The sequence below is a fragment of the Enterococcus sp. DIV0421 genome, from assembly GCF_051713745.1.
GTDB classification, from domain to species: Bacteria; Bacillota; Bacilli; order Lactobacillales; family Enterococcaceae; genus Enterococcus_D; species Enterococcus_D casseliflavus.
Genome location: NZ_JBIOQM010000001.1, coordinates 647433 through 668903, shown reverse-complemented (window position 1 = coordinate 668903; position 21471 = coordinate 647433). Strand labels below are relative to the sequence as shown.

The 21471-nt window shown below is 45.5% G+C and carries 22 protein-coding genes; 19 read left to right on the top strand and 3 right to left on the bottom strand.

Features of this window, described 5'->3' with window-relative positions; translation table 11 throughout:
* The first annotated feature begins 14 nt into the window (after window positions 1-14).
* The 13 genes from IGI96_RS03210 (at window position 15) to IGI96_RS03150 (ending at window position 10329) form a co-directional block, all read left to right on the top strand.
* Entirely contained in the window at window positions 15-281 is a 267-nt protein-coding gene (locus tag IGI96_RS03210; RefSeq protein WP_005228556.1) for an IreB family regulatory phosphoprotein, read from the top strand.
* Entirely contained in the window at window positions 281-712 is a 432-nt protein-coding gene (gene ruvX, locus IGI96_RS03205) for a Holliday junction resolvase RuvX (protein WP_005234242.1), read from the top strand. The genes IGI96_RS03210 and ruvX overlap by 1 nt, the downstream gene beginning before the upstream one ends.
* Before the next feature lie 22 nt (window positions 713-734).
* Window positions 735-1052, top strand: coding sequence for a DUF1292 domain-containing protein (locus tag IGI96_RS03200; RefSeq protein WP_005228559.1), 318 nt, complete (start codon window positions 735-737; stop codon window positions 1050-1052).
* Window positions 1053-1155: 103 nt separating this feature from the next.
* Entirely contained in the window at window positions 1156-1572 is a 417-nt protein-coding gene (locus IGI96_RS03195; protein WP_086337969.1) for an NUDIX hydrolase, read from the top strand.
* 151 nt (window positions 1573-1723) lie between these two features.
* Window positions 1724-2827, top strand: a complete 1104-nt coding sequence (locus IGI96_RS03190) for an alpha-hydroxy-acid oxidizing protein (protein ID WP_010749842.1) — start codon at window positions 1724-1726, stop codon at window positions 2825-2827.
* 176 nt (window positions 2828-3003) lie between these two features.
* The gene (locus IGI96_RS03185) at window positions 3004-3630 is read left to right on the top strand and encodes a glycosyltransferase family 32 protein (protein ID WP_010749841.1); all 627 of its coding nucleotides are present in this window, start codon (window positions 3004-3006) and stop codon (window positions 3628-3630) included.
* Between the two features lie 113 nt (window positions 3631-3743).
* Window positions 3744-4253, top strand: coding sequence for a GNAT family N-acetyltransferase (locus IGI96_RS03180; protein WP_086337970.1), 510 nt, complete (start codon window positions 3744-3746; stop codon window positions 4251-4253).
* A 122-nt stretch (window positions 4254-4375) separates the two neighbouring features.
* Window positions 4376-5218, top strand: coding sequence for a DUF368 domain-containing protein (locus tag IGI96_RS03175; RefSeq protein ID WP_010749839.1), 843 nt, complete (start codon window positions 4376-4378; stop codon window positions 5216-5218).
* Between the two features lie 259 nt (window positions 5219-5477).
* Complete coding sequence (locus IGI96_RS03170) at window positions 5478-6929, top strand: amidase (RefSeq protein ID WP_438784822.1); 1452 nt, start codon at window positions 5478-5480, stop codon at window positions 6927-6929.
* Window positions 6930-6941: 12 nt separating this feature from the next.
* Window positions 6942-7793 (top strand): transporter substrate-binding domain-containing protein, encoded by an 852-nt coding sequence (locus tag IGI96_RS03165; RefSeq protein ID WP_015510211.1) that lies wholly within the window; start codon window positions 6942-6944, stop codon window positions 7791-7793.
* The gene (locus IGI96_RS03160) at window positions 7793-8473 is read left to right on the top strand and encodes an amino acid ABC transporter permease (RefSeq protein ID WP_086337972.1); all 681 of its coding nucleotides are present in this window, start codon (window positions 7793-7795) and stop codon (window positions 8471-8473) included. Before IGI96_RS03165 ends, IGI96_RS03160 begins: the two co-directional genes overlap by 1 nt.
* A 276-nt stretch (window positions 8474-8749) precedes the next feature.
* Window positions 8750-9388, top strand: coding sequence for a GyrI-like domain-containing protein (locus IGI96_RS03155; RefSeq protein WP_086337973.1), 639 nt, complete (start codon window positions 8750-8752; stop codon window positions 9386-9388).
* Window positions 9385-10329 carry an ROK family protein gene (locus IGI96_RS03150; protein WP_086337974.1) on the top strand — a complete coding sequence of 315 codons (945 nt, stop codon included), beginning with the start codon at window positions 9385-9387 and terminating at the stop codon, window positions 10327-10329. The genes IGI96_RS03155 and IGI96_RS03150 overlap by 4 nt, the downstream gene beginning before the upstream one ends.
* A gap of 45 nt (window positions 10330-10374) precedes the next feature.
* Here IGI96_RS03150 and IGI96_RS03145 read toward each other — a convergent pair whose 3' ends face one another.
* Both IGI96_RS03145 and IGI96_RS03140 read right to left on the bottom strand, forming a co-directional pair.
* A complete protein-coding gene (locus IGI96_RS03145; RefSeq protein ID WP_005231861.1) occupies window positions 10375-11574 on the bottom strand; it encodes an AI-2E family transporter in 1200 nt (399 codons plus the stop codon).
* A gap of 202 nt (window positions 11575-11776) precedes the next feature.
* On the bottom strand, window positions 11777-12145 hold the full coding sequence (locus tag IGI96_RS03140) for a PaaI family thioesterase (RefSeq protein WP_005228593.1): 369 nt from the start codon (window positions 12143-12145) through the stop codon (window positions 11777-11779).
* A gap of 188 nt (window positions 12146-12333) precedes the next feature.
* Here IGI96_RS03140 and menB point away from each other — a divergent pair, with 188 nt between their 5' ends.
* From menB to menC, 6 genes are read left to right on the top strand one after another with little or no spacing between them, the layout of a single operon-like run.
* Window positions 12334-13149: a 1,4-dihydroxy-2-naphthoyl-CoA synthase gene (menB, locus tag IGI96_RS03135; RefSeq protein ID WP_005228595.1), complete on the top strand. Its 816-nt coding sequence runs from the start codon at window positions 12334-12336 to the stop codon at window positions 13147-13149.
* Window positions 13149-14648 (top strand): o-succinylbenzoate--CoA ligase, encoded by a 1500-nt coding sequence (gene menE / locus IGI96_RS03130; RefSeq protein WP_123833584.1) that lies wholly within the window; start codon window positions 13149-13151, stop codon window positions 14646-14648. Before menB ends, menE begins: the two co-directional genes overlap by 1 nt.
* Window positions 14626-15990 (top strand): isochorismate synthase, encoded by a 1365-nt coding sequence (locus tag IGI96_RS03125; protein ID WP_074933389.1) that lies wholly within the window; start codon window positions 14626-14628, stop codon window positions 15988-15990. Before menE ends, IGI96_RS03125 begins: the two co-directional genes overlap by 23 nt.
* Window positions 15983-17695, top strand: coding sequence for a 2-succinyl-5-enolpyruvyl-6-hydroxy-3-cyclohexene-1-carboxylic-acid synthase (menD, locus tag IGI96_RS03120; protein ID WP_438784821.1), 1713 nt, complete (start codon window positions 15983-15985; stop codon window positions 17693-17695). The genes IGI96_RS03125 and menD overlap by 8 nt, the downstream gene beginning before the upstream one ends.
* Window positions 17692-18531 (top strand): 2-succinyl-6-hydroxy-2,4-cyclohexadiene-1-carboxylate synthase, encoded by an 840-nt coding sequence (gene menH, locus IGI96_RS03115; protein WP_074933394.1) that lies wholly within the window; start codon window positions 17692-17694, stop codon window positions 18529-18531. The genes menD and menH overlap by 4 nt, the downstream gene beginning before the upstream one ends.
* Before the next feature lie 15 nt (window positions 18532-18546).
* Entirely contained in the window at window positions 18547-19674 is a 1128-nt protein-coding gene (menC, locus tag IGI96_RS03110) for an o-succinylbenzoate synthase (protein ID WP_016608806.1), read from the top strand.
* A gap of 72 nt (window positions 19675-19746) precedes the next feature.
* Here menC and IGI96_RS03105 read toward each other — a convergent pair whose 3' ends face one another.
* Window positions 19747-21285 (bottom strand): AMP-binding protein, encoded by a 1539-nt coding sequence (locus tag IGI96_RS03105; protein ID WP_005228605.1) that lies wholly within the window; start codon window positions 21283-21285, stop codon window positions 19747-19749.
* Window positions 21286-21471: the final 186 nt, after the last annotated feature.

Genomic DNA, 21471 nt, shown 5'->3' with positions numbered 1-21471 from the left:
AGAGGTGTCGTGAAATGGGTTTTACAGATGAAACAGTTCGCTTTGATTTTGATGATAGCCGTAAAAAAGAAGTCAGCGAAACATTAGCTATCGTCTACCGAGCATTAGAGGAAAAAGGATACAATCCGATCAATCAAATCGTCGGTTATCTCCTTTCTGGCGACCCGGCTTACATTCCTCGTTATCGGGATGCCCGGAATTTGATTCGTCGTCACGAACGGGATGAGATCATGGAAGTTCTGATCCGTTATTATTTAGGCAATCACGGGATCAACCTATAATGAGAATCATGGGATTGGATGTTGGTTCGCGGACAGTCGGCGTGGCGGTCAGTGACCCAATGGGCTGGACAGCACAAGGGATCGAGATCATTCGCATCAATGAAGATGAAGGCAATTTCGGTTATGATCGACTTGCTGAATTGGTGAAAGAATATGAAGTCTCACGTTTTGTGGTAGGACTACCTAAAAATATGAATAATACGATCGGACCTAGAGCGGAAGCTTCTATGGCTTACGGCGCAGCGATCGAACAGCAATTCGGTTTGCCGGTCGTTTACCAAGACGAACGTCTGACGACCGTTCAAGCAGAACGAATGCTGGTAGAACAGGCGAATACATCGCGTGCCAAACGAAAAAAAGTGATTGATAAATTAGCAGCAGTCATGATTTTGCAGAATTATTTAGATGGTGCTGGGAAACAGCTGTTTTAATTTACAGAAAAGAGGAAAATAAATGTCAGAACATACACACGATCATAACCACGATCACGATCATGAAGGACATGAACACATTACTTTAATCGATGATCAAGGAAATGAAACCTTATACGAAATTCTATTAACGGTTGACGGTACGGAAGAATTCGGCCGCAACTACGTCTTGCTTTATCCAGCAGGCGTACCAGAAGAAGAAGACGTTGAATTACAAGCGTACGCTTATATTGAAAACGAAGACGGTTCTGAAGGTGAATTAGAACAGATCGAAACAGAAGCAGAATGGGATATGATTGAAGAAGTCTTCAACACATTCATGGCGGAAGAAGAAGAGTAATAAGTTGCAAGTGCTGACCCTTTCCATAAGGGATCAGCACTTTTTTTGATTTAACGACTGTTTATTTTAGAAGCATGTCTGCTTTTTGAAAGGAATGAGAAAAATGAGTAACGTAACGATATTCGAGCTTGAAAAGATCGCAGAAGAGCAGCTAGTTTTTGCCGTGATCATCAGCAAGTACCAAGAAAAGTTCGTCTATGTCAAACACAAAGAACGAGACACATTGGAGATCCCTGGAGGCAAGCGAGAACTAGGAGAAAGCATCACAGAGTGTGCTGCCCGTGAATTAAAAGAAGAAACAGGCGCCAAGCACTTTACCCTAGAACCGTTATTTATCTATGGTGTAGAAAAAAACGGGGAGACCGATTATGGCTTGGTGTTTGAAGCCCAGATCACGGACTTGCAGGATGAATTGACCTCAGAGATCGAAGCAATCTATGTAATGGCAGAGCCGCCTGCCAACTGGACATATCCAACGATTCAGCCGTTGTTATTGGCAGAATATTTCTCACGAACATAAAAATAATTCAGCCCACTCAAATGGAGGGCTGTCTTGAGTGGAAAAGTAAAAGCAGCGTGTTGAGTAGGAGTGAGCGAATGAGTTGCGTGATCCTGCAATCAGGGGTAGGATGAAAATGTAAACGTTATCTTATTGGAGAGTAGGGAAAGGCATGGAAAAAATTTATCAAGCAAGTACCGCAGAAGGAGCAATCGATTTTATCAATATGCGCGATTTGGAGATCGCGGCAGAGGAAGTGATTCCTAAAGGTGGGTATGGCTATATCAGCAGTGGTGCGGGAGATATTTTTACCTATCAAGAAAATGAACGCGCCTTCAATCACAAATTGATTATTCCTCATGTCTTAAAGGACATTGAATTACCGGACACAACGTTGTCCTTTGGCGGTGACACGTTGTCAGCGCCAATCATTATGGCGCCTGTGGCTGCCCACGGCTTAGCAAATGTTGCGGCAGAACAAGCGTCAGCCAAAGGTGTATCACGTTTTGGCACGATCTATACGGCGAGTTCGTATGCCTCTTGTACGTTGGAAGAAATCCGAGCGGCTGGAGGTCAAGAAGCGCCGCAGTGGTTCCAGTTTTATATGAGTAAAGACGATGGTATTAACAAAGACATCTTGGCGATGGCAAAACGCAATGGCGCCAAAGCGATCGTTTTGACCGCAGATGCAACCGTGGGGGGCAATCGAGAAACGGATCGCCGCAATGGCTTCACCTTTCCGTTGGCAATGCCGATCGTTCAGGCTTATCAATCAGGGATCGGACAAACGATGGATGCCGTTTACGGCTCCTCAAAACAAAAATTAAGTCCTCAGGATGTCGCTTTTATCGCCAAAGAATCTGATTTGCCGGTTTATGTCAAAGGGGTGCAATCAGAAGAAGATGTGGAACGAGCATTAGGGGCAGGTGCACAAGGGATTTGGGTCTCAAATCACGGGGGACGCCAATTGGATGGTGGTCCAGCTTCCTTTGATTCCTTGCAGATCGTGGCTGAAGCAGTAGCAGGTCGGGCGCCGATCGTCTTTGATAGCGGGGTACGGCGAGGACAACATGTCTTTAAAGCGATTGCTTGCGGAGCAGATCTGGTGGCAATCGGTCGACCAGTGATTTATGGGTTGGCTCTAGGTGGTGCCACCGGTGTTCAACAAGTCTTTGATTTCTTCAAAAAAGAATTGGAGATGGTCATGCAGCTTGCGGGGACGCAAACGGTGGCAGATATTAAAAAAGCCGTTTTACGGGACAATCGCTATTTATAAGTAATCCCTCAAAAAGGCGCTAGAATCGCTGATTCTGGTGCTTTTTTAATGGATTTTTCTGATCATGCCCAGGAGCAGGAGCAACTGCTTTCGCTGAAAAAAGTGTATATGATTTTGAAACAATTGTAAAATCAGCTACACTTAAAAGAGACCAATAAACTAAAGGAGAGAGATTGATGATTCCAAAAATTATTCATTATTGCTGGTTTGGCGGCAATCCATTAGGTGAACAAGAAAAGAAATACATGGATACCTGGAAAAAATATTGTCCGGATTATGAGATCAAACGTTGGGATGAATCAACGATCGACCTTTCAAAATTCGGTCCTTATCTAAAAGAGGCCTATGACCAAGAAGAATGGGCCTTTGTGTCAGATGTGGTTCGTTTGTATGCGTTAGTGACAGAAGGCGGTATTTATATGGATACTGATATCGAGGTGGTCAAACCTTTAGATGAGCTCTTGACACTGGAGGCATTTATGGGCTTTGAGATCGAAACCAAGATTTCTACTGGGATCATTGGAGCGGTGCCGCATCATCCCTTTATGGAAGAGTGGTACCACGATTACGATGACCGAAAATTTGTCCGGGCAGAAAAAACGGAAGATGTCGTCACCAATGTGATCCGAGTGACGGAACTGTTGCAAAACCACGGATTAGAATTGAATAATCAACGACAAACCGTTAAGGGTGTAGAAATCTTCCCGCAAATGACGTTTTCACCAAAAAGCTATATCACTGGTGAGGTCGAGGAAGATCCGAGTACGATGGTGATCCATCAGTTTTCTGGCTCTTGGTTATAAAAGAGTAAGTCTATGAAAGGACGGACAGTGGGGAAAGCTGTCCGTCCTTTTTGCTTTTGCAAGGGATGATGGAGATGTGATAGAATAGCTTGAAAAAATGAGGAGGCGTTTTGATGGCTATCAAACGATGTACTTTGGCAGATTTAGAAGAATTGGGAGAAATTAGCGTATCCACCTATTACGATACATTTGCTCCTTTCAATACGGAGGAAAATACTCGTAGCTATCTAGAAGAAGCCTACAATCTGCCGAAACTGACCCGAGAGTTAGAAAATCCGCAATCGGCGTTTTATTTTTTACAAGAAAATGATCAAACCGTAGGATATATCAAACTTAACTGGGGTGAGGCGCAAACGGAAGCAATCGCCCCAGAGGGGTTGGAAATTGAACGAATCTATATCAAAAAAGAACATAAGCGCAGAGGCTATGGCAAAACACTGCTGCTGTTTGCTCAAGAGACCGCCAAAGAGCTGCAGAAAAAGTCGATCTGGTTAGGCGTTTGGGAATTTAACGACAATGCGTTGGCTTTTTATCATACGATGGGCTTTGAAAGAGTTGGCAGTCATTCCTTTTTTATGGGGGATGATGAGCAGATGGATTTCTTGATGCTGAAAGAACTTTGAAATCTGCCTTTGTATGAGGAATTAGAAATTACTTTCCATTTTTTTGGCAATCAAGTATAGTTAAAGGGATTGATGAAAAAAGAACGATTGGTGAAAACCATCGCTAAGGAGAGCAATTGTAAATGGAAAAACAGAGAAACGAAAGTATTTTGTCACGTTTTCTTAAAGGCGTGGTGATTGCCTTGGGCTTTATCTTGCCTGGTGTTTCAGGTGGCGTATTGGCAGCCATCTTAGGCATTTATGAGCGGATGCTGCGCTTTATGGCACATCTCACGAAGAATTTTAAAGAGAATCTCCTCTTTTTCCTGCCAGTAGGGATCGGGGGAATCGTAGGGATCGGGCTTTTATCAAAGCCATTAGAGTGGCTGCTGCAAAACTATCAAATCATCGTTTTGTGGGGCTTTGCGGGGGCAATTATTGGGACGTTACCGGCACTTGCTAAAGAATCGACCTTGAAAAGCAAACGGACAACCGGCGACCTGCTTTGGTTCTTCGGCAGTATGGTCATCGGCTTCTTGTTCCTCTATTTTATGGGCGATATCTTAGGAACGATCCCTGCCAATTTCATTGGTTTTGTTATCGCCGGCGGTCTGATCGCGTTAGGTGTTTTGGTTCCTGGCTTGAGTCCTTCAAACCTTTTGCTCGTTCTGGGCCTTTATGATCCGATGTTGAAAGGCTTTAAGAGCTTTGACATCATGGGGGTCTTTCTACCGATCGCCATTGGCGGCTTGGCAGTGATGCTGCTGTTTTCGAAATTGATGGAGTGGCTATTGAGCCATTATCATTCAAAAGTCTATCACTTCATTTTAGGGATCGTTATTGCCTCAACGATATTGATCGTGATTCCTCCGGTGGCAAACTATAGCGGCTTTACTTGGGTAACGGCTGTCATCGGAATTATCTTGTTTGTCTTGGGGGCTTGGTTAGGTCTTTGGATGAGCAAGCTGGAAGAAAAATACAAGTAAATCAAAACGGCACATCGTTTGGCGATGTGCCGTTTTTGTTAGGTAATGATGGGGACAGCTAAGAAGAAGCGTTGGTCGACAGCTGGTAGTAAAAAATATGGGAACGTTTGATAACGATATAATACAGGTTTAAAAACTGTTCTATTTTTGTTGAAAGATTTCCTAGTGTTTGGTATATTGTAGTCTATATAAAGAAGATTTTTTCGTGTGTTACAGTATAGATAATTGTTTGAGGTTTTGAGAAAAAGGAGGGGCAAGCATGCAAGATGCGACCTATTGGGCGGAACAATTGCGGCAAGGAAAAATCAGTTTTGCAGAGCGGGTGGCGATGATCGAAGAAAAAGTCAATCAACAAAATCCGCTTTTGAATGCGCTTGTAACATTTGATCCGCAAGCAGCGATCCAGCATTACGAGCAGCATCTTCAAAAAACGGTTTTTGGGGGACAACCCATGCCGTTAAAAATACTCGGCCAAACCAAAGCAGGGTGGCTAGCAACGTCAGGAGCCAAACTGTTTGCAAATGCACGAGCCAGCCGCACGGCTCATTTTGTCTCTCGTTTAGAAGAGGCAGGCTTTGTGCCGTTAGGGCAAACCAATGCACCAGAATTTGGATTCAAAAATATTACTGATCCAACATTGTATGGGCCTACACGTAATCCGTGGAATCCTGCCTATTCAGCTGGTGGTTCCAGTGGTGGTGCGGCAGCGGCAGTGGCTTCGGGGATGTTTCCGATTGCGGGTGCCAGTGATGGCGGCGGATCGATCCGCATTCCAGCATCCTTTAGCGGATTGATTGGTTTGAAGCCAACCCGTGGTACGATGCCAGTGGGTCCTAGTGAATGGCGTAGCTGGCAAGGCGCTTCCATCAACTTTGCGTTGACGCTTTCCATGCGTGATACGGAACAGTTGTTTTATGCGTTGCGGACGTCACAGCCGACAGCCCCTTATCAGGCACCGCAAGTAGAATGGCATCATCGGCAAGCGAGTCAAAAACCGCGGTTGAAGGTTGCTTTTACTACCGCATCGCCGACCGGTGGCCAAGTGTCTGAAACTGCCATCCAAGCAGTGCGAAGTGCAGCCACATTTTTAGAAAAGCAGGGACATGAAGTCGTTGAAGTGGGCTATCCAGTGGATGGTCAGCAAATGATGACCACCTATTACGCCATGAATGGCGGCGAAACAGCCGCGATGTTTGCTGAGATCAATGCTGCTCGTCAAGTACCGGTCAGACGGGAAGAGATGGAATTGATGACCTGGGCACTTTACCAATATGGCAAAAAACTGTCTGCCGCCGATTACGTTCTTGCCTTGCAGTGGTGGGATCAGCTGGCAGAAAAAATGGAAGAAGTCTTTTCAACCTATGATCTCTTTTTGACCCCGACGACGGCTTTTCCAGCCCCTTTGATCGAGGAAGACTTACAAAGCGATAGCATTCGCCAAAGACTGCATGAGATCGAATCGCTTGGAAAAAGTGCTGCGGGTGAGTTGATCGAAGAAATGTTTGCCAAGAGCTATGCTCTGACACCTTACACTCAATTAGCCAATTTAACGGGGCAGCCAGCCATCAGCTTGCCAACTGCTCTTAGCGAGGAAGGGTTGCCGCTAGGGGTCCAATTTATGGCGTCTAAAGGCAGAGAAGACATACTTTTCCAAGTCGGCTATTTATTTGAAACACAGCAACGATTTCTGTTGCCAAAACAAGGAAACTAAGAGGAGGATATTATGAAACAAGTTAGAAAAGGGAAAATCGTTGCAATGGTTGGCTTTTTAGGTTTATTTGCGGGGGTCCTGTTAAGTGCCTGCAGCAAACCAACGGAAGAAGACACCAGTTTAAGCAAGGTGGAAGAAGCCAAAACATTGGTTGTTGCTACTTCGGGAACCTTGTATCCATCGTCTTACTATAACGATGAAAATGAATTAGTGGGCTATGATGTCGATGTGGCAAAAGAAGTCGCCAAACGATTAGGCGTAGAGATCACATTTAAAGAGTACAATGTCGATGGACAAGTTTCTTCTTTAACACGTGGAGAAGCCGATTTTGCTGCCAACGATTTTGGTTTGACAGATGAACGGGCGGAAAAATTCAGTCTCTCAACGCCTATTAAATACTCGTTCGATAGTATGATCGTGCGTAAAAGTGATGACTCTGGGATTGCTTCTTTAGAAGATTTGGATGGCAAAAAAGCTGCTGGTGAACCGAATACCAGCTACATGCGCTTAGCCGAATCCTATGGGGCAGAATTAGTGACTTACGACAACGCAACGAATGATCAGTATTTGACAGATGTTGCGAATGGTCGAACGGATGTGATCTTGAATGATTATTATTTGCAAAAAATGGCAGTCGCTGCTTTGCCAGATATCCCTGTAAAAATTTTGGAAGATGTCTACTTTAATCCGAATGAAACGGGCTTCTTATTTGTGAAAGATCATCAAGCATTGCAGGAAAAAGTGGATGCTGTTTTAGCAGAAATGAAAGAAGACGGCCGTTTAAAAGAACTTGCGGAAACGTATTTTCAAACCGATATTTCAGTAAAATCTGATCAAGCGATCCAAACGGTTGAAACAGACTAATGTATATTCCAACCCTTGATTTGCCGTTGATGTGGGAGTCATTGCCCTATTTGCTGTCGGGCTTGTCCTATACGGTCGGCATTGCTGTCGTTTCGTTTCTAGGAGGCAACGTATTAGGGATCACAGTCACCTTCTTAGGGATGCTGGAAAACCCCATCATTAAAGGGTTCGTGCGGGGCTACCTCTCATTTCTAAGAGGCGTCCCAGCGTTGGTCTTGTTGTTCCTACTGTATTTTGGCTTGCCTTATCAATTGTCGGCGCTTAGTGCTGCGATCATCTGTTTTACATTGACCAGCAGCGCATTTATCGGGGAAATCTACCGAGGATCAATTGCTGGTGTGGATCGTGGGCAATTTGATGCTGCCTATGCGTTAGGGTTATCCTTTACGAAAACGATGCGTCTGATTATTTTGCCACAAGCCTTTCGTATTTCTGTACCGGCATTGAGTAATGTGGCAATGGATTTGTTGAAAGGAACCTCCTTGGCAGCAATGATCACGATTCCTGATATTTTTCAAAAAGCTAAGATCGTTGGCGGACGAACCTTTGATTACATGTCCATGTATGTGCTAGTTGCCATCATTTATTGGCTGTTGTGCATTTTGATTGAAGCCGGGCAAAAGCGATTAGAACAACATTTTTCAAAACGCTTTGCCTCTAATGAGGCTGTAAGACAATAAAAAAAGAGCCGAGGCTCGATCACTGCAGAAATCACTCTCTTCTTGAATTGATTTCTGCAGTTTTTGTATTTGAAAAGATAGAAGAAAGGAGATTGCCATAGTAAAACAATGACCAAAGGCAAGGAAGATAGAGAAATTTCTGTAATGTCAAACTAGTTTCAGTATGAAAATGGTGCTGACCAAGTTATTTTCCTTCACTTAAACAGTCTATATTTCATTCGTTCGGCTCAAGTGATTCATGGTAAAATAAAGAAAAGCAAATCGAGGAGGGTCCTTATGAAGTATGAATGGCGCAAACTAGAAAAAGAGCTCTATCTTCCCAAAAAACCAACAGTGATCGAGGTGCCAACGTATCAATTTATCAGTTTGAGCGGCAGCGGCAATCCGAATCGACCTGAATTCAGCGAAGAGATCGCCGCTTTATATACGATTTCTTATTCACTCAGGATGGGATTGAAAAAAGGGGCTTTTGGCAATGAACCCTTTGAATACACGGTCTTTCCTTTAGAAGGTGTGTGGACCTCTCTGACAAAGCCAGCCGGTGCCGTCAACAAAGAAGAATTGATCTACAAAATCATGATTCGCCAACCAGAACCAGTCACGGAAACACTGTTTCAAGAACAGCTCTTGGCCGTCAAAGAGAAGAAAGACAATCCAAATCTAGAAAAGCTCATCTTTGAGCGCTATGAAGAAGGATTGTGTCTGCAAGCGATGCATACAGGTTCTTTTGACACTGAAGCGGAAACATTTGCGAAAATGAAGGAGCTGTTAAAACAAGAGCAGTTAGTGATCCGTCCAACGATGGACACGTTCCAGCATCGAGAAATCTATTTGTCTGATCCGCGAAAAGTTTCACCAGATAAAGCCAAAACGGTCCTACGATGGGCAGTAGAAGCAGAGGGTGGGATTCAGTGAATAAAAACTATTTAAGCATCGACATCGGCGGCACGAAAATCAAATCGGCTGTCATTGATCGCTCGGGGAATATTCTGACGCGAGGACGGATGGATACGCCGAAAAATCTTACGGAATTTCTGACAGGGATTGAAACGATCATTGAAGACGTTCATGGGAGCATTCGGGGCATTGCTGTTAGTACTCCAGGAAAAGTCAACCCAGAGACAGGGACGATCTCGTTTGGCGGGGCATTGCCTTTTTTAGATGGAGTCTCCTTAAAACAGCTGCTGGCAAAGTACCAAGTGCCGCTGGCTGTGACCAACGATGGTAAGGCAGCCGCATTAGCTGAATGGTGGCTAGGAAACCTTAAAGGGATTCAAAATGGGGCTGCCATAACATTAGGTACTGGTTTGGGTGGTGGTGTGATCGTTGAAGGAAAACTGATCCAAGGTGCACATTTTCAAGCAGGGGAATTAAGTTTTCTACTAAATGCCACTAAGAGAAGCGATGCTCCAGAAAACGCTGAGCAACCAAATAATCAGGGATTGACCCTGCAGCAATTGGCAGGTTTTAGCGGTTCAGCGGTCGCCATGATTCGCCGCAGCGCCCAACTGCTAGGCTTAGCTGATTTTGCGGATGGCGAAGCAGTTTTTGACGCTATCAATCAAAAAGAGCCATGGGTCTGGGCGCTGTTTACAGCGTATTGCCGAGAAATTGCGTGTGTCATACTCAATGTTCAAGCCGTGATCGACTTAGAGCGCTTCGTGATTGGTGGTGGCATCAGTGCCCAAGCGATCGTGGTGGAAGAAATCGACCGTCAGTATCAGCAACTGCTGGCTAGTTTGCCGATTTTGCAGCAGACCTTGACGAAGCCGGAGATCCAAGCCTGCAAATTTCAAAATGACGCCAATTTATTAGGGGCGCTCTATCATTTCTTTTTGGAACATGAGATGAAATAAAATAGACAAAAAAACTGCCGCGAACCAACGATTCGCAGCAGTTTTTTAGGCTTTTTTCTTGGTGTCTTTGTCTTCGTCACCTAGGTAATCTTTGCTAGTGAAGGCACTGTGGAAGTATTTGCCGTCTTGACCGTAATAGCGGTTGTAGCGCTGCTTGAATTTGCGGAACACGTAAACGACAAGAACTTTTAGCAGACAATAAATCGGGATTCCGAAAATCACCCCAACGATTCCCATCAAATCACCCATCACCAATAAAACAACCAGAATCGTAATAGGATGGATTTTCAATCGGTCACCCATCACACGGGGCACGACTAAATCGCCATGAAGCAGCTGTACAGCAAACCAAGCAATCAAAAACTTAACCAACATCCCGGTGGAGTCTTGTGCGGCAATGAAAAGCCCCGGGAAAAAGACGATAAAAGGTCCGATATAGGGGATGATGCAAAGCAGACCAGCGGCGATCGCCAGAATACTGGCATACTCTAGGCCGATCAAGAGGAAAACGACCCAATAGATCGCCCCTAAAATCAGGGATGAAATGATTTGTCCTTTCAAAAAGGCACCGACTTGTAAGTCAGAGATTTTGACGATTTCATTAAAGTCTTTGCGAAAACGTGGTGGCACTAATGAGAGGACCGAAAAATAAAACTTGTTTGGGTTACGCAATAAGAAAAAGGCAATGATCGGTCCAGTAAACAAAGCAATGAACAAGGTCGAAATGGTTGAAAACAAACTGCTGAGCCCAGCGGCACCAGTTTGCCAATAGTCTCCAATAAAACTCATGATATTACTGGTGATATTTTGTAGTGTGTCTGTAATTTGTGCCATCTCATCTTGAAATGGGGTATTTTCTAAAAAGGCGGTCGCGTTTTTCTCAAAGTCACTGACCAAACTTGGTAAGCTATTGATCAGATCGGTGGTTTGCTGCTCCAAAATCGGATAAAGCTGGAAACCAGCAAAGACGATCAACAAAAGAATCAACAGATAGATCCCAGCAATCGAAGCACTGCGGGGAATTTTTTTCGTTTCCAATTTATCGACCACCGGATTAAACAGATAGTAAAGGATCAGCCCAAATAAAAAGGGTGGGATAATAGCTGTAAGAATGGCTGAAAAGGGTGTAAATAAAAAAGAAATCTGATTTAGCAAAAAGACAGCAACTGCCGACAAGATAATCAGTCCTAAGACATAATAGCTTGTTTTGCCGCCTAAAAAGTGGATCAATCGGTTATTTTTCATAATAAGCCTCGCTTTCTTAGCTACATTATAACGAAAGACCCCTATTCTGTAAAAAAACAACGTACCTTTCGAAAAAACCACGCTCACATTCTCAATATCTTTATAATGAAAGAATATCTTTAATAAGGCGTTGACTGGTGACCTCTTTCTTCAAAACAGACCAAAAAACGCTCCCGTGAGCACAATACAGGAGCGTAAAGGATTATTTGCGCACAGTCGTTAAGGTGCAGCGCCCAACGGCAGTTTTTAACCCGCTAGCTAACCAAATAGTGGCTTGCCAAGTTTGGATACGAGCGCCGATACGATCAGGACTAGCTTCTACGATCAGGGTTCCTTCTTGGGCGGCGGCTAGATGATTGACTTGCAGGTCAACGCCGGCGGCAAAGGCCTCTTCTTGAGCCAAAGCTTGATTGGCACCGATGCTACAGGCGGTCTCGATCAAAACACCGTTAATGCCACCGTGAACGAGACCAAAAGGCTGTTTGTGCTGCGCTTTGATCGGCATCCGTAAACGAACAAAATCGGCTGTTGCTGCTTCTACTTCGATTTCTAAGGCTTCCAGTAAATTCATTTTTTGCTCCTTTTTCTAAGAAAGTTACCATGATTATAGCACGAGTTTTGGTAGAAATAGCCGAAGATCTCAGAAAGTCGGCAACAGGGGGAGAAGTCTTAAGAAATTCCCTTAACCAAAGCAATTTCTAACGAAAAGCGACTAGATATGTGTATAATAGAGCTATGTGAATTGAGGAGGAACAAGTAATGAGAGAATGGAAAACCTTAAAAGAGTACGATGAAATTTTGTTTGAACAACATGGAAAAGTGGCGAAAATCACGATTAACCGCCCAGAAGTCCACAATGCGTTTACACCAAAAACGGTGTTTGAAATGATTGATGCATTTTCGATCAGTCGCGATGAACCAGGCATCGGCGTGATTATCTTGACAGGCGCCGGCGATAAAGCCTTTTGTTCAGGCGGAGACCAAAAAGTCCGTGGTCACGGTGGCTACGTTGGGGAAGATCAGGTTCCTCGCTTAAACGTATTGGATCTGCAACGCTTGATTCGCACGTTACCAAAACCGGTGATCGCCATGGTCAAAGGCTGGTCGATCGGCGGCGGAAATGTTTTACAATTGGTTTGTGATTTAACGATCGCCGCTGATAACGCTAAATTTGGTCAAACTGGACCAAATGTCGGTAGTTTTGATGGTGGCTATGGTTCGGGCTATCTTGCACGGACGATCGGTCATAAAAAAGCCAAGGAAGTTTGGTTCATGACAAAACAATATACCGCCGAAGAAGCATTGGCGATGAACTGGATCAATACAGTCGTTCCTCTTGATCGAGTAGAAGATGAAACGATGGAATGGGCAGAAACGATGCTGCAAAAGAGCCCGTTGGCGTTACGCATGATCAAAGCATCAATGAACGCAGATACGGACGGATTAGCTGGCATTCAGCAATTAGCTGGCGATGCGACCTTATTGTATTACACGATGGATGAAGCCAAAGAAGGTCGTGACGCATTTAAAGAAAAACGTCAACCAGACTTCGACCAATTCCCTAAATTCCCATAATGACTGGGAGTTGGCTGCAAAGGCAAGCACAACTTCATCCAGAACGACCAGCTTTTTATTGGCATGAAAAAAGCTGGTCGTTTGCTGCCTTGCAAAAAGAGGTTTATGCTTACGCTGCTTATTATCAAGCCCAATTCGTTGATCAGCCAAACCGGGTAGCTCTTTTTAGCAATAACTCCCCTGAAATGGTCTTTACGATCCTTGCGTTATGGGAGTTGGGGATCGAAGTCCAGCTGCTGAATACGCGATTGACAGCCGCTGAAATCTCCTTCCAATTGCAAGATGCCCACTGCGACTGGGTGATCGCGGCGGATCAGGCTGCGATTTCGGGTGTTCGCAGCTTGACCTTTGGACAAGCGATCAAACAGGCGGAGGCTTTTGTTGGTTCTGTTGTTCCTTCGTTTGGTCCTAATGAAGCAATCTATCAAGCAGAGCAAGTGGCTTCAATTATGTATACATCTGGTACGACTGGCAATCCCAAGGGTGTGCCCCAAACCTTTGGGAATCATCTAGCAAGTGCCGAAGCGACTCAAAAAAACTTAGCCATCACTAGCGAGGATTGTTGGCTTTGTGCAGTTCCGCTGTATCATATCAGTGGGTTATCAATTCTCTTACGGTCCTTGCGACTTGGGATGAGTGTTCGTTTGTATGAGCGCTTTGATGCTGGAGAAATGGCAAAAGACCTTGAAGCAGGGAAAGGGACGATCGTTTCTTTGGTGGCAAAAATGCTGATAGATTTGCTGCCCTTGGTGCCCCAACAAGGCTTTGATTCGTTGCGTTATATCCTGCTAGGCGGCGGTCCGATTGCCAAAAGTGTATTGGAAAAATGCCAGCAAAATCAGCTTTCTGTGATTCAATCCTATGGGATGACAGAAACCTGCTCACAAGTGGTGGCATTGCCGCCAGAAAAAGCTTCTGAGAAAATCGGCGCCTCTGGGGTTCCCCTGCAAGGTGTCCATTTACGAATTGCGACTGATGGGAAAATGGCAGACCACCAGACTGCTGAAAATACCCAGCCGATCGGAGAGATCCAACTGCAAGGACCTGCGATCACGACTCGTTACTTGAACGATCGCAGTCCACAGCAGTGGGACCAAGAGGGCTGGTTTGCCACAGGAGATCTAGGTTATCTTGATCAAGAGGGCTTTTTGTATGTAGTCAGTCGTGCAAGCGAACTGATCATATCTGGTGGAGAAAACATCTATCCCGCAGAAGTGGAGCAAGCCTTGTTGCAGCATCCAGCGGTCAAAGAGGCAGCTGTGGTGGGGGAGCCAGACGAGGAGTGGGGACAATCTGTCGCGGCTTATTTAACGTTAAATGAACCGATCCACTTCCAAGCTTTATTGGATACGTTAGAAGGGCAGATCGCCCACTATAAATTTCCGCGCCGCTTTTATCACGTGCGAGAAATGCCGCGCACAGCAAGCGGTAAAGTTTTAAAAAGGCTATTGCTGAGTGAAGAAAGAGTGAACTACATTGAACAGCAAATCAACAAGTAATTATGAGGCAGCGATCGCTGCCGGGAAAACCTATTTGAGTGAGTATCAACCTATAGAAAGGTGTGACTTACTGGCTCTTTATGCAGCGGCACAAGAATATCGAGGGGAACGCTATTTCTGGCGTACTCCTGATGAAACGACTAGTATGGTAGGGTTGGGTTGGTTAGCCACTTTTTCGCAACCCAAACTTGCAGACTTTTCAGAAGTCCGCTCTCTCTTAAAGCAAGCCCACTATCAACCAGAGGCACCTTTTCAGGCGCAGTTAGTTGGCGGTTTTGCTTTTGATGAACAGGCAGAAGTCAGTCAGGATTGGGCTGAGCTAGGTGCTGGTCTCTTTGCGTTGCCAGAAATACTGGTCAGCAAAACTGGCGATCAGTGTGGCGTCGTTTATACAGTAGCCGCTTCTTCCGAGAAACAACGACAACAAAAAGTCGCTGCCTTACAGGAAAAAGTCGCAAGCTGGTTGCAGGCCAATTCGGACAAGAGTCTTGTAGCAGAAACGCCTGCTTTTCAGGCACAAGAGGAACTAGAGGTGACCCAATGGCTGCAAGCGGTCGAAGAGACAGTGGCAGCCATTCGCTCAACTGAAACACCGTTGAAAAAAGTGGTTCTGGCAAGACGAATGAAGGTAGAAACGAAGCAGTCGATCATTAGTGCTGCGGTGTTGCAACGGTTGGCGCAACAGCAGCCGAATACCTATCTTTTTGCCATCGAACATGGGGGCCATGTTTTTGCTGGTGCGACGCCAGAACGCTTGCTAAAAGCGACTGTCGATCAGTTTGAAACGGTGAGTATCGCAGGTTCCGCACCAAGAGGCAAAACCAAAGATGAAGATGAGGCACTGGCACAAGCCCTCTTAGCGGACGCAAAAAATACCCATGAACATCAAGTAGTTGTCGATCGCTTAGAAACGGCATTGGCCACTTTGTTAGCTGACGGCTTTCAATCAGAAGCCCGTTCCGTGATCAAAAATCGTGACATTCAGCATTTGTTTGTTCCTTTAGCAGGGCAAAGAAAGGCAGGAGTCAACTTTCTGACCGCCGTGCAAAAACTACACCCGACCCCAGCATTGGGGGGAGAACCGAAAGAAGCAGCCGTCTCATGGATTCGTACCCATGAACCAGCCAGCAGAGGGATGTACGGTGGACCGATCGGTTGGTTGGGTATTCAAGAAGATATTGGCGAGTTTGCTGTGGCGATCCGCTCAGGATTCTTTAGCGGCAATCAAGCAACGCTGTATGCGGGCTGTGGGATCGTTGCCGATTCAGATGCGGAATCCGAACGTCAAGAAACACGGTTAAAATTTCAACCGATGAGGAGAGGGATCTTAGGAGATGAATAACCAGACAGTCATGACAGACTATTTACTAGCGGCGATCCAAGGACTAAAAGCAGCGGGTGCGAAGCGAGCAGTCATTAGTCCCGGTTCACGCTCCACGCCATTGGCGCTACTATTGCATCGTGATCCTGAGATCACCTGTACGGTGGCTGTCGATGAACGTTCGGCTGCTTTTTTTGCTTTAGGGATGTCCAAAGTTGATCTCCAGCCAACGATCTTACTGTGTACTTCTGGAACTGCAGCAGCCAATTATTATCCAGCTGTTTGTGAAGCAGAAGCTACCAACTTGCCACTGATCGTCTTAACGGCTGATCGCCCACCAGAACTGCGGGGCGTTGGGGCGCCACAGGCAATGGATCAACAGAATTTGTATGCCTCTCATGTCAAAAAGATGGTAGAGATGACGGTGCCAGAAAACGATCCTGCTTTGTTGCGTTATAGTTTTTGGCAAGCTGCAACTTGCACGATCGAAGCGCAAAAACAGCCGAAAGGCCCTGTCCAAATCAACTTTCCATTACGGGAGCCGCTGTTGCCTGACTTTAGTCGCCAATGCAGTATGCAGCAAGACGTGAGCTATCTGGCACCACAACAAGAGCTGCCAGCAGAGATGATCACCCAGCTAGCCCCTTACTTTGAGAAAAAAGGTATTCTGATTGCTGGAGAAAGCCTTACGATCGAAGAAGCGCAGCAGTTGCTGGCTTTTTCGGAGAAATTAGGCTGGCCGATCGTCGGCGATCCATTGACCAATCTGGCGACAGCCGGTACCAAAGTAGGAACATTTATCAGTCAAGCCGATCTTGTTTTCCCGCAATTGACTTCTGCCTTCCAACCAGAAGTGGTCGTGCGTTTTGGTCGCTTACCAGTCACTAAAAATGTCCTATTATGGTTGAACAAAGCAGCGGATACGACGACGTGGCTCTTTGTTGATCCATCGGGGCAGTGGCAAGATCAGCTGCATCGGGCAAACTATTTGATCGAAACAGCGATCAGCACTTTCGTGGCGGCCATCACCCAGTTGCCGATCGTCAAACATACGGCGTGGCAACAACAATGGCAAGCACTTCAAGCGCGGGCAGATCAGGTGATTGCTGCAAGTCCCCAGTTGCAACAATGGGATGAGAGCAGCGCTGTGCGCATGCTCCAACAATGTTTGCCTGAAGAAGCGCAAATTCTTTTGGCAAACAGCAATGCGATCCGTTTTTTTGATCGCTACGGCAGCAAAACTACCTCCACTTATCGCGTGTATGGAAACCGGGGCGTCAATGGGATCGACGGCCTTGTCTCGACCGTGGCTGGGATTGCTTCCGCCAGTCAAAAGCCTACCTACTTGTTGATTGGTGATTTAGCGTTGTACCATGATATGAACGGCCTACAACTACTGCGCCAGTATCAATTGCCAGTAACGATCATTTTACTGAATAATAACGGTGGTGGGATTTTTTCCTTTTTGTCACAAAACACCTTAGAACCAAACGACTTTGTCCCGCTCTTTGGTACTCCGTTAGATCTTGAGTTTCAAAAAGTGGCGGCCTTATATGAGGCAGATTGGCACACACCGACCTCTTTGCTAGAGTTTCAAACGATTTTAACGGAAACAAGTCAACAGCCGCACTTTCAAATAATCGAAGTGAAGGGTGAGCAAAAAGATCCGGTCAACACTTGGCAAGCACTCCAACAGCAGTTTAGCGAGGCAGGAGCGCAGCAATGAAGGACACGATAAATGGCGTCAGTTATTTTTATCAGTGGCTGCAGCCGTATCGACCATCCTTACCAACCCTTGTGGCATTGCATGGCTTCACGGGTTCTTCGGAAAGCTTTCGACCGGTTTTTGCAGAGGAAGGTTTTTACAATGTATTGGCAATCGATTTGATTGGACATGGACGTTCATCGATTTATGTCCATCCCATGCGTTATGAACTTCCTTTACTGGTGGAGGATCTCGCACACCTTTTAGCGAAGTTAGGGATTGAACGTTATGGCCTGTATGGCTACTCGATGGGGGCGCGAATCGCACTTGTCTGGGCGGTCATGGAACCAACGGCAGTGACCCATCTTTTGCTTGAGAGTGGTTCACCTGGGTTAGCTGATCCAGCGGAACGACTCGCTCGTCAGCGGCACGATCGTCGCTTAGCGTTGCGCTTACTAAGGGAGCCTTTGGTCGATTTTGTCGATTACTGGCAAGAACTGCCGTTGTTTGCTAGTCAAAAGGAGCTACCTTTAGCGCAGCAGGCTGCTGTACGGCAAGGACGCTTGCAGCAAAACAAATTTGGCTTGGCAGTAAGCTTGATTTACGGTGGTACTGGCAAACAGCCAAGCTGTTGGTCGGCACTTCCGCAGCTAGCTTGTGAAATTCTTTATTTAGCGGGGGAAAAAGATGTAAAGTTTCGTAAAATCGCCCACCAAATGAAGCAGCTGCAACCAGAGATGACCATCAAAGTCGTTGCTAATGCTGGACATTGTATCCATTTAGAACAGCCGACACAGGTTCGTCATGAAATCGATCAATGGTTTGTAAAAGGATCGGGGCCACAGTCAGCTGATTGACAAGGAGAGAACGCAATGAAGATTGAAAAAATTGAACGCATCGCCTGTCGCTTGCCCCTCAAACAACCCTTTGTGACAAGTTATGGACAATTAACAGAAAAAGCTTTTGATCTTTATTTGGTGACGACAGAGGATAAAACGATGGGCATCGGTGAATTGGTCGCTTTTGAGCAGCCAGATTACATTGAAGAAACCCTCTTTTCTGCTCGACAAGTGATTGAAACAGCACTGATCCCATTATTGATTGACCAAGAGATCGAGCATCCGCAAGAAGTTTGTCAACTGTTTCAAACGGTCCAAGGAAACTACATGGCAAAATCGGCTTTGGAAACAGCGATTTGGGATCTATATGGCAAGCAAACGCATCAAAGTGTGAAAGAGCTGTATACCGCAACCCGACCGAGTGTCGTTGTTGGCGTTAGTCTTGGCATACAAGACTCTGTCGAAAAACTAGTGGCTCTTGTTGCCGATTATGTCGCCCAAGGGTATCAACGAATCAAATTAAAAATCAAGCCTGGGCAAGATCTGGTACCCTTGCGAGCGATTCGACAAGCCTTTCCAGAATTGCTTTTGATGGCAGATGCAAACGGAGCCTATCAGAGTGAGCCAGAACGCATTTTGGCACTTGATGACTTAGGCTTGGTGATGATCGAGCAACCACTTAAGGTACGAGATCTGGTGGGGCACAGTCAGCTGCAGCGGCAGATGAAGACGCCTCTATGTTTGGATGAAGATATTCGATCGGCAGAAGACGTCGATACCGTCGCAGCCCTGGACAGCTGCCGTGCGATCAACCTGAAAATCCCCCGTGTCGGTGGGATCACCGAAGCCTTGCGAATCCTTGATCGATGTCAAACTCATGGACTACTCGTTTGGTTAGGCGGCATGTTTGAGTCTGGTGTGGGACGAGCCATGAATTTGCAATTTGCGAGTCAAGATATTTTCCATTTTCCTGGCGATCTTTCCGCTTCTGATCGTTACTTTTATGATGATGTCATTACACAGCCTGCAACTTTGCATGAAGGCAAGCTGCTGGTACCTGATGGAAAGGGCTTTGGCATCACGTTAGCAGAAACAAAGCTAAGTCAGTATGGGCAACCTAAAGAATGCATCTACTCAAGAAAACGATCAGCGAAAGAATAACATCAGCAAAGAAAAAACAGCGAAAGCAAAAGAAATGGCCAGCAGGGAAATCTGCGGGCCGTTTCTTTTGCTTTATTCTGCGTTTTTGAATTCTTTTTCAATTTGTAGTCGTTGGACTTTCATGGTTGCTGTTCGTGGGATATCTTCGTAGTCGCGTAAAATTGGCTGATTGAGGTGAGGGAGATCTTCCACCATTTTCCACCAAGCATCCCAATCCATTTGACGATTTGGTGCTAAAGCAATGATTGGTTGCGGTGAGTTTTCTTTGTCGCGAACGATCACGACTTCGGCAAGGAAGTCTAAATGATCCAGCAAAAGGTCTTCCAAGGCAAGATTGCTTTCAATATTTTTGATCAAGTCCACTTGACGGTCTTTTAAGTAAAGATGTCCCTGATCATCCATCATGCCGTAATCACCACTGTCCCACCAAGCGCCATAGACATTGTCAGCAAAACGCTGATCTTCTTTATAATAGGTCAACGCGCGTCCTTTTGAAAGGAAATGGATGTGCCCATCGGTATTGGCTGGCAGCTCGTTTCCCTCGGCATCGGCGATCCGTGCTCTCGTTAAGTCCTCCAGACCGACACCCATATCACGGGCATCGTTGGTAGCGATGCTTTCTAAGGTATGTGCTTTTAGGATCATTGGCCCGCATTCACTTTGGCCATAGACTTGTAAAAAGAGTGCTTCTTTTGTTGCTGAAGTATTTAAAAAAGTCGCCATTGTTTGATTGTTGATGGCATCAAAGGTTGAGTGATAGTAACGAATATTGGCAAAAGCATCTGGTTGTTCTTTTGCCACAAAGCTCCATTGGACAAAATTGTTTGGATGAGTTTCCAAAGCAATCGGTGGATATTCTTTTAACATGCCTACGACATGAGCGCCGTTGGCATTGGCTAATGGCATCATCGGAAAGCCCATCGCCATCAAGGAGGAGATACCGATATTGAAGCGGGAGTGCACCGGTGAAATATGGAACGCAATTAAATCAGAGTCAGCTTTGGTGCGATCGATCTTGGTGAAGATCGTTTTTTGCCATTTTGTCCGCCAGCCCATGGAGTTTGCTGAATGACAAATCAATTTTGGAATACCCGTCGTTCCAGAAGTATGGGTCATATAGGAAATTTGATCCACCGGTAATTCAGTTTGTTCCACTGGTTCCGCTGGCTGCTGCAGCAAATGGCGAACAGCGATCTGTTTGTCAGTACTGCTATTTTTCACTTGTGCGACGCGGCCTTCGGTTTCTTCATCAAATAAGATGTAAGGATCTTCTAAGCGATCCACAAACACTTCGATGGTTTCAGCAGGAAAATGATAGGAGATCATAGCAGGAACGGCACCAAGGTAAGAAGCAGCCGTTGCTAACAAATACGTATCGAATTTTGAAGATTTATACAGAATGATTTTATCTCCTGCTTGCACGCCAAGTGAGGCAAGTTGATAAGCACGCTTTAAAATCATTTCATGGCTCGAACGGTAGGTACTACGATAGCCAAGCTCAGGAAATGCTGGCAACACTTCATCATGAATGATGGGGGTGTCAGGAAACGTCTCAGCAGCTTCGCGATAATTGGTGTATAGATTCAATGGACGATAGTCTAAAATGGACAAATAGAACACTCCTTTAAAAGTTCGTGAAAAACTTCATTTGATTTCTCCATTTTAGCACAGGAATTCCTCGATACAATAGATATTTTGTGTTTTTTATTTATTTCTAAAAAATCATCCGGGCAAAGACTTTCGAAGAATGAATGACTGTGATGTGTTATCATTCATTCCTCGTACTAAGCGGAAAAA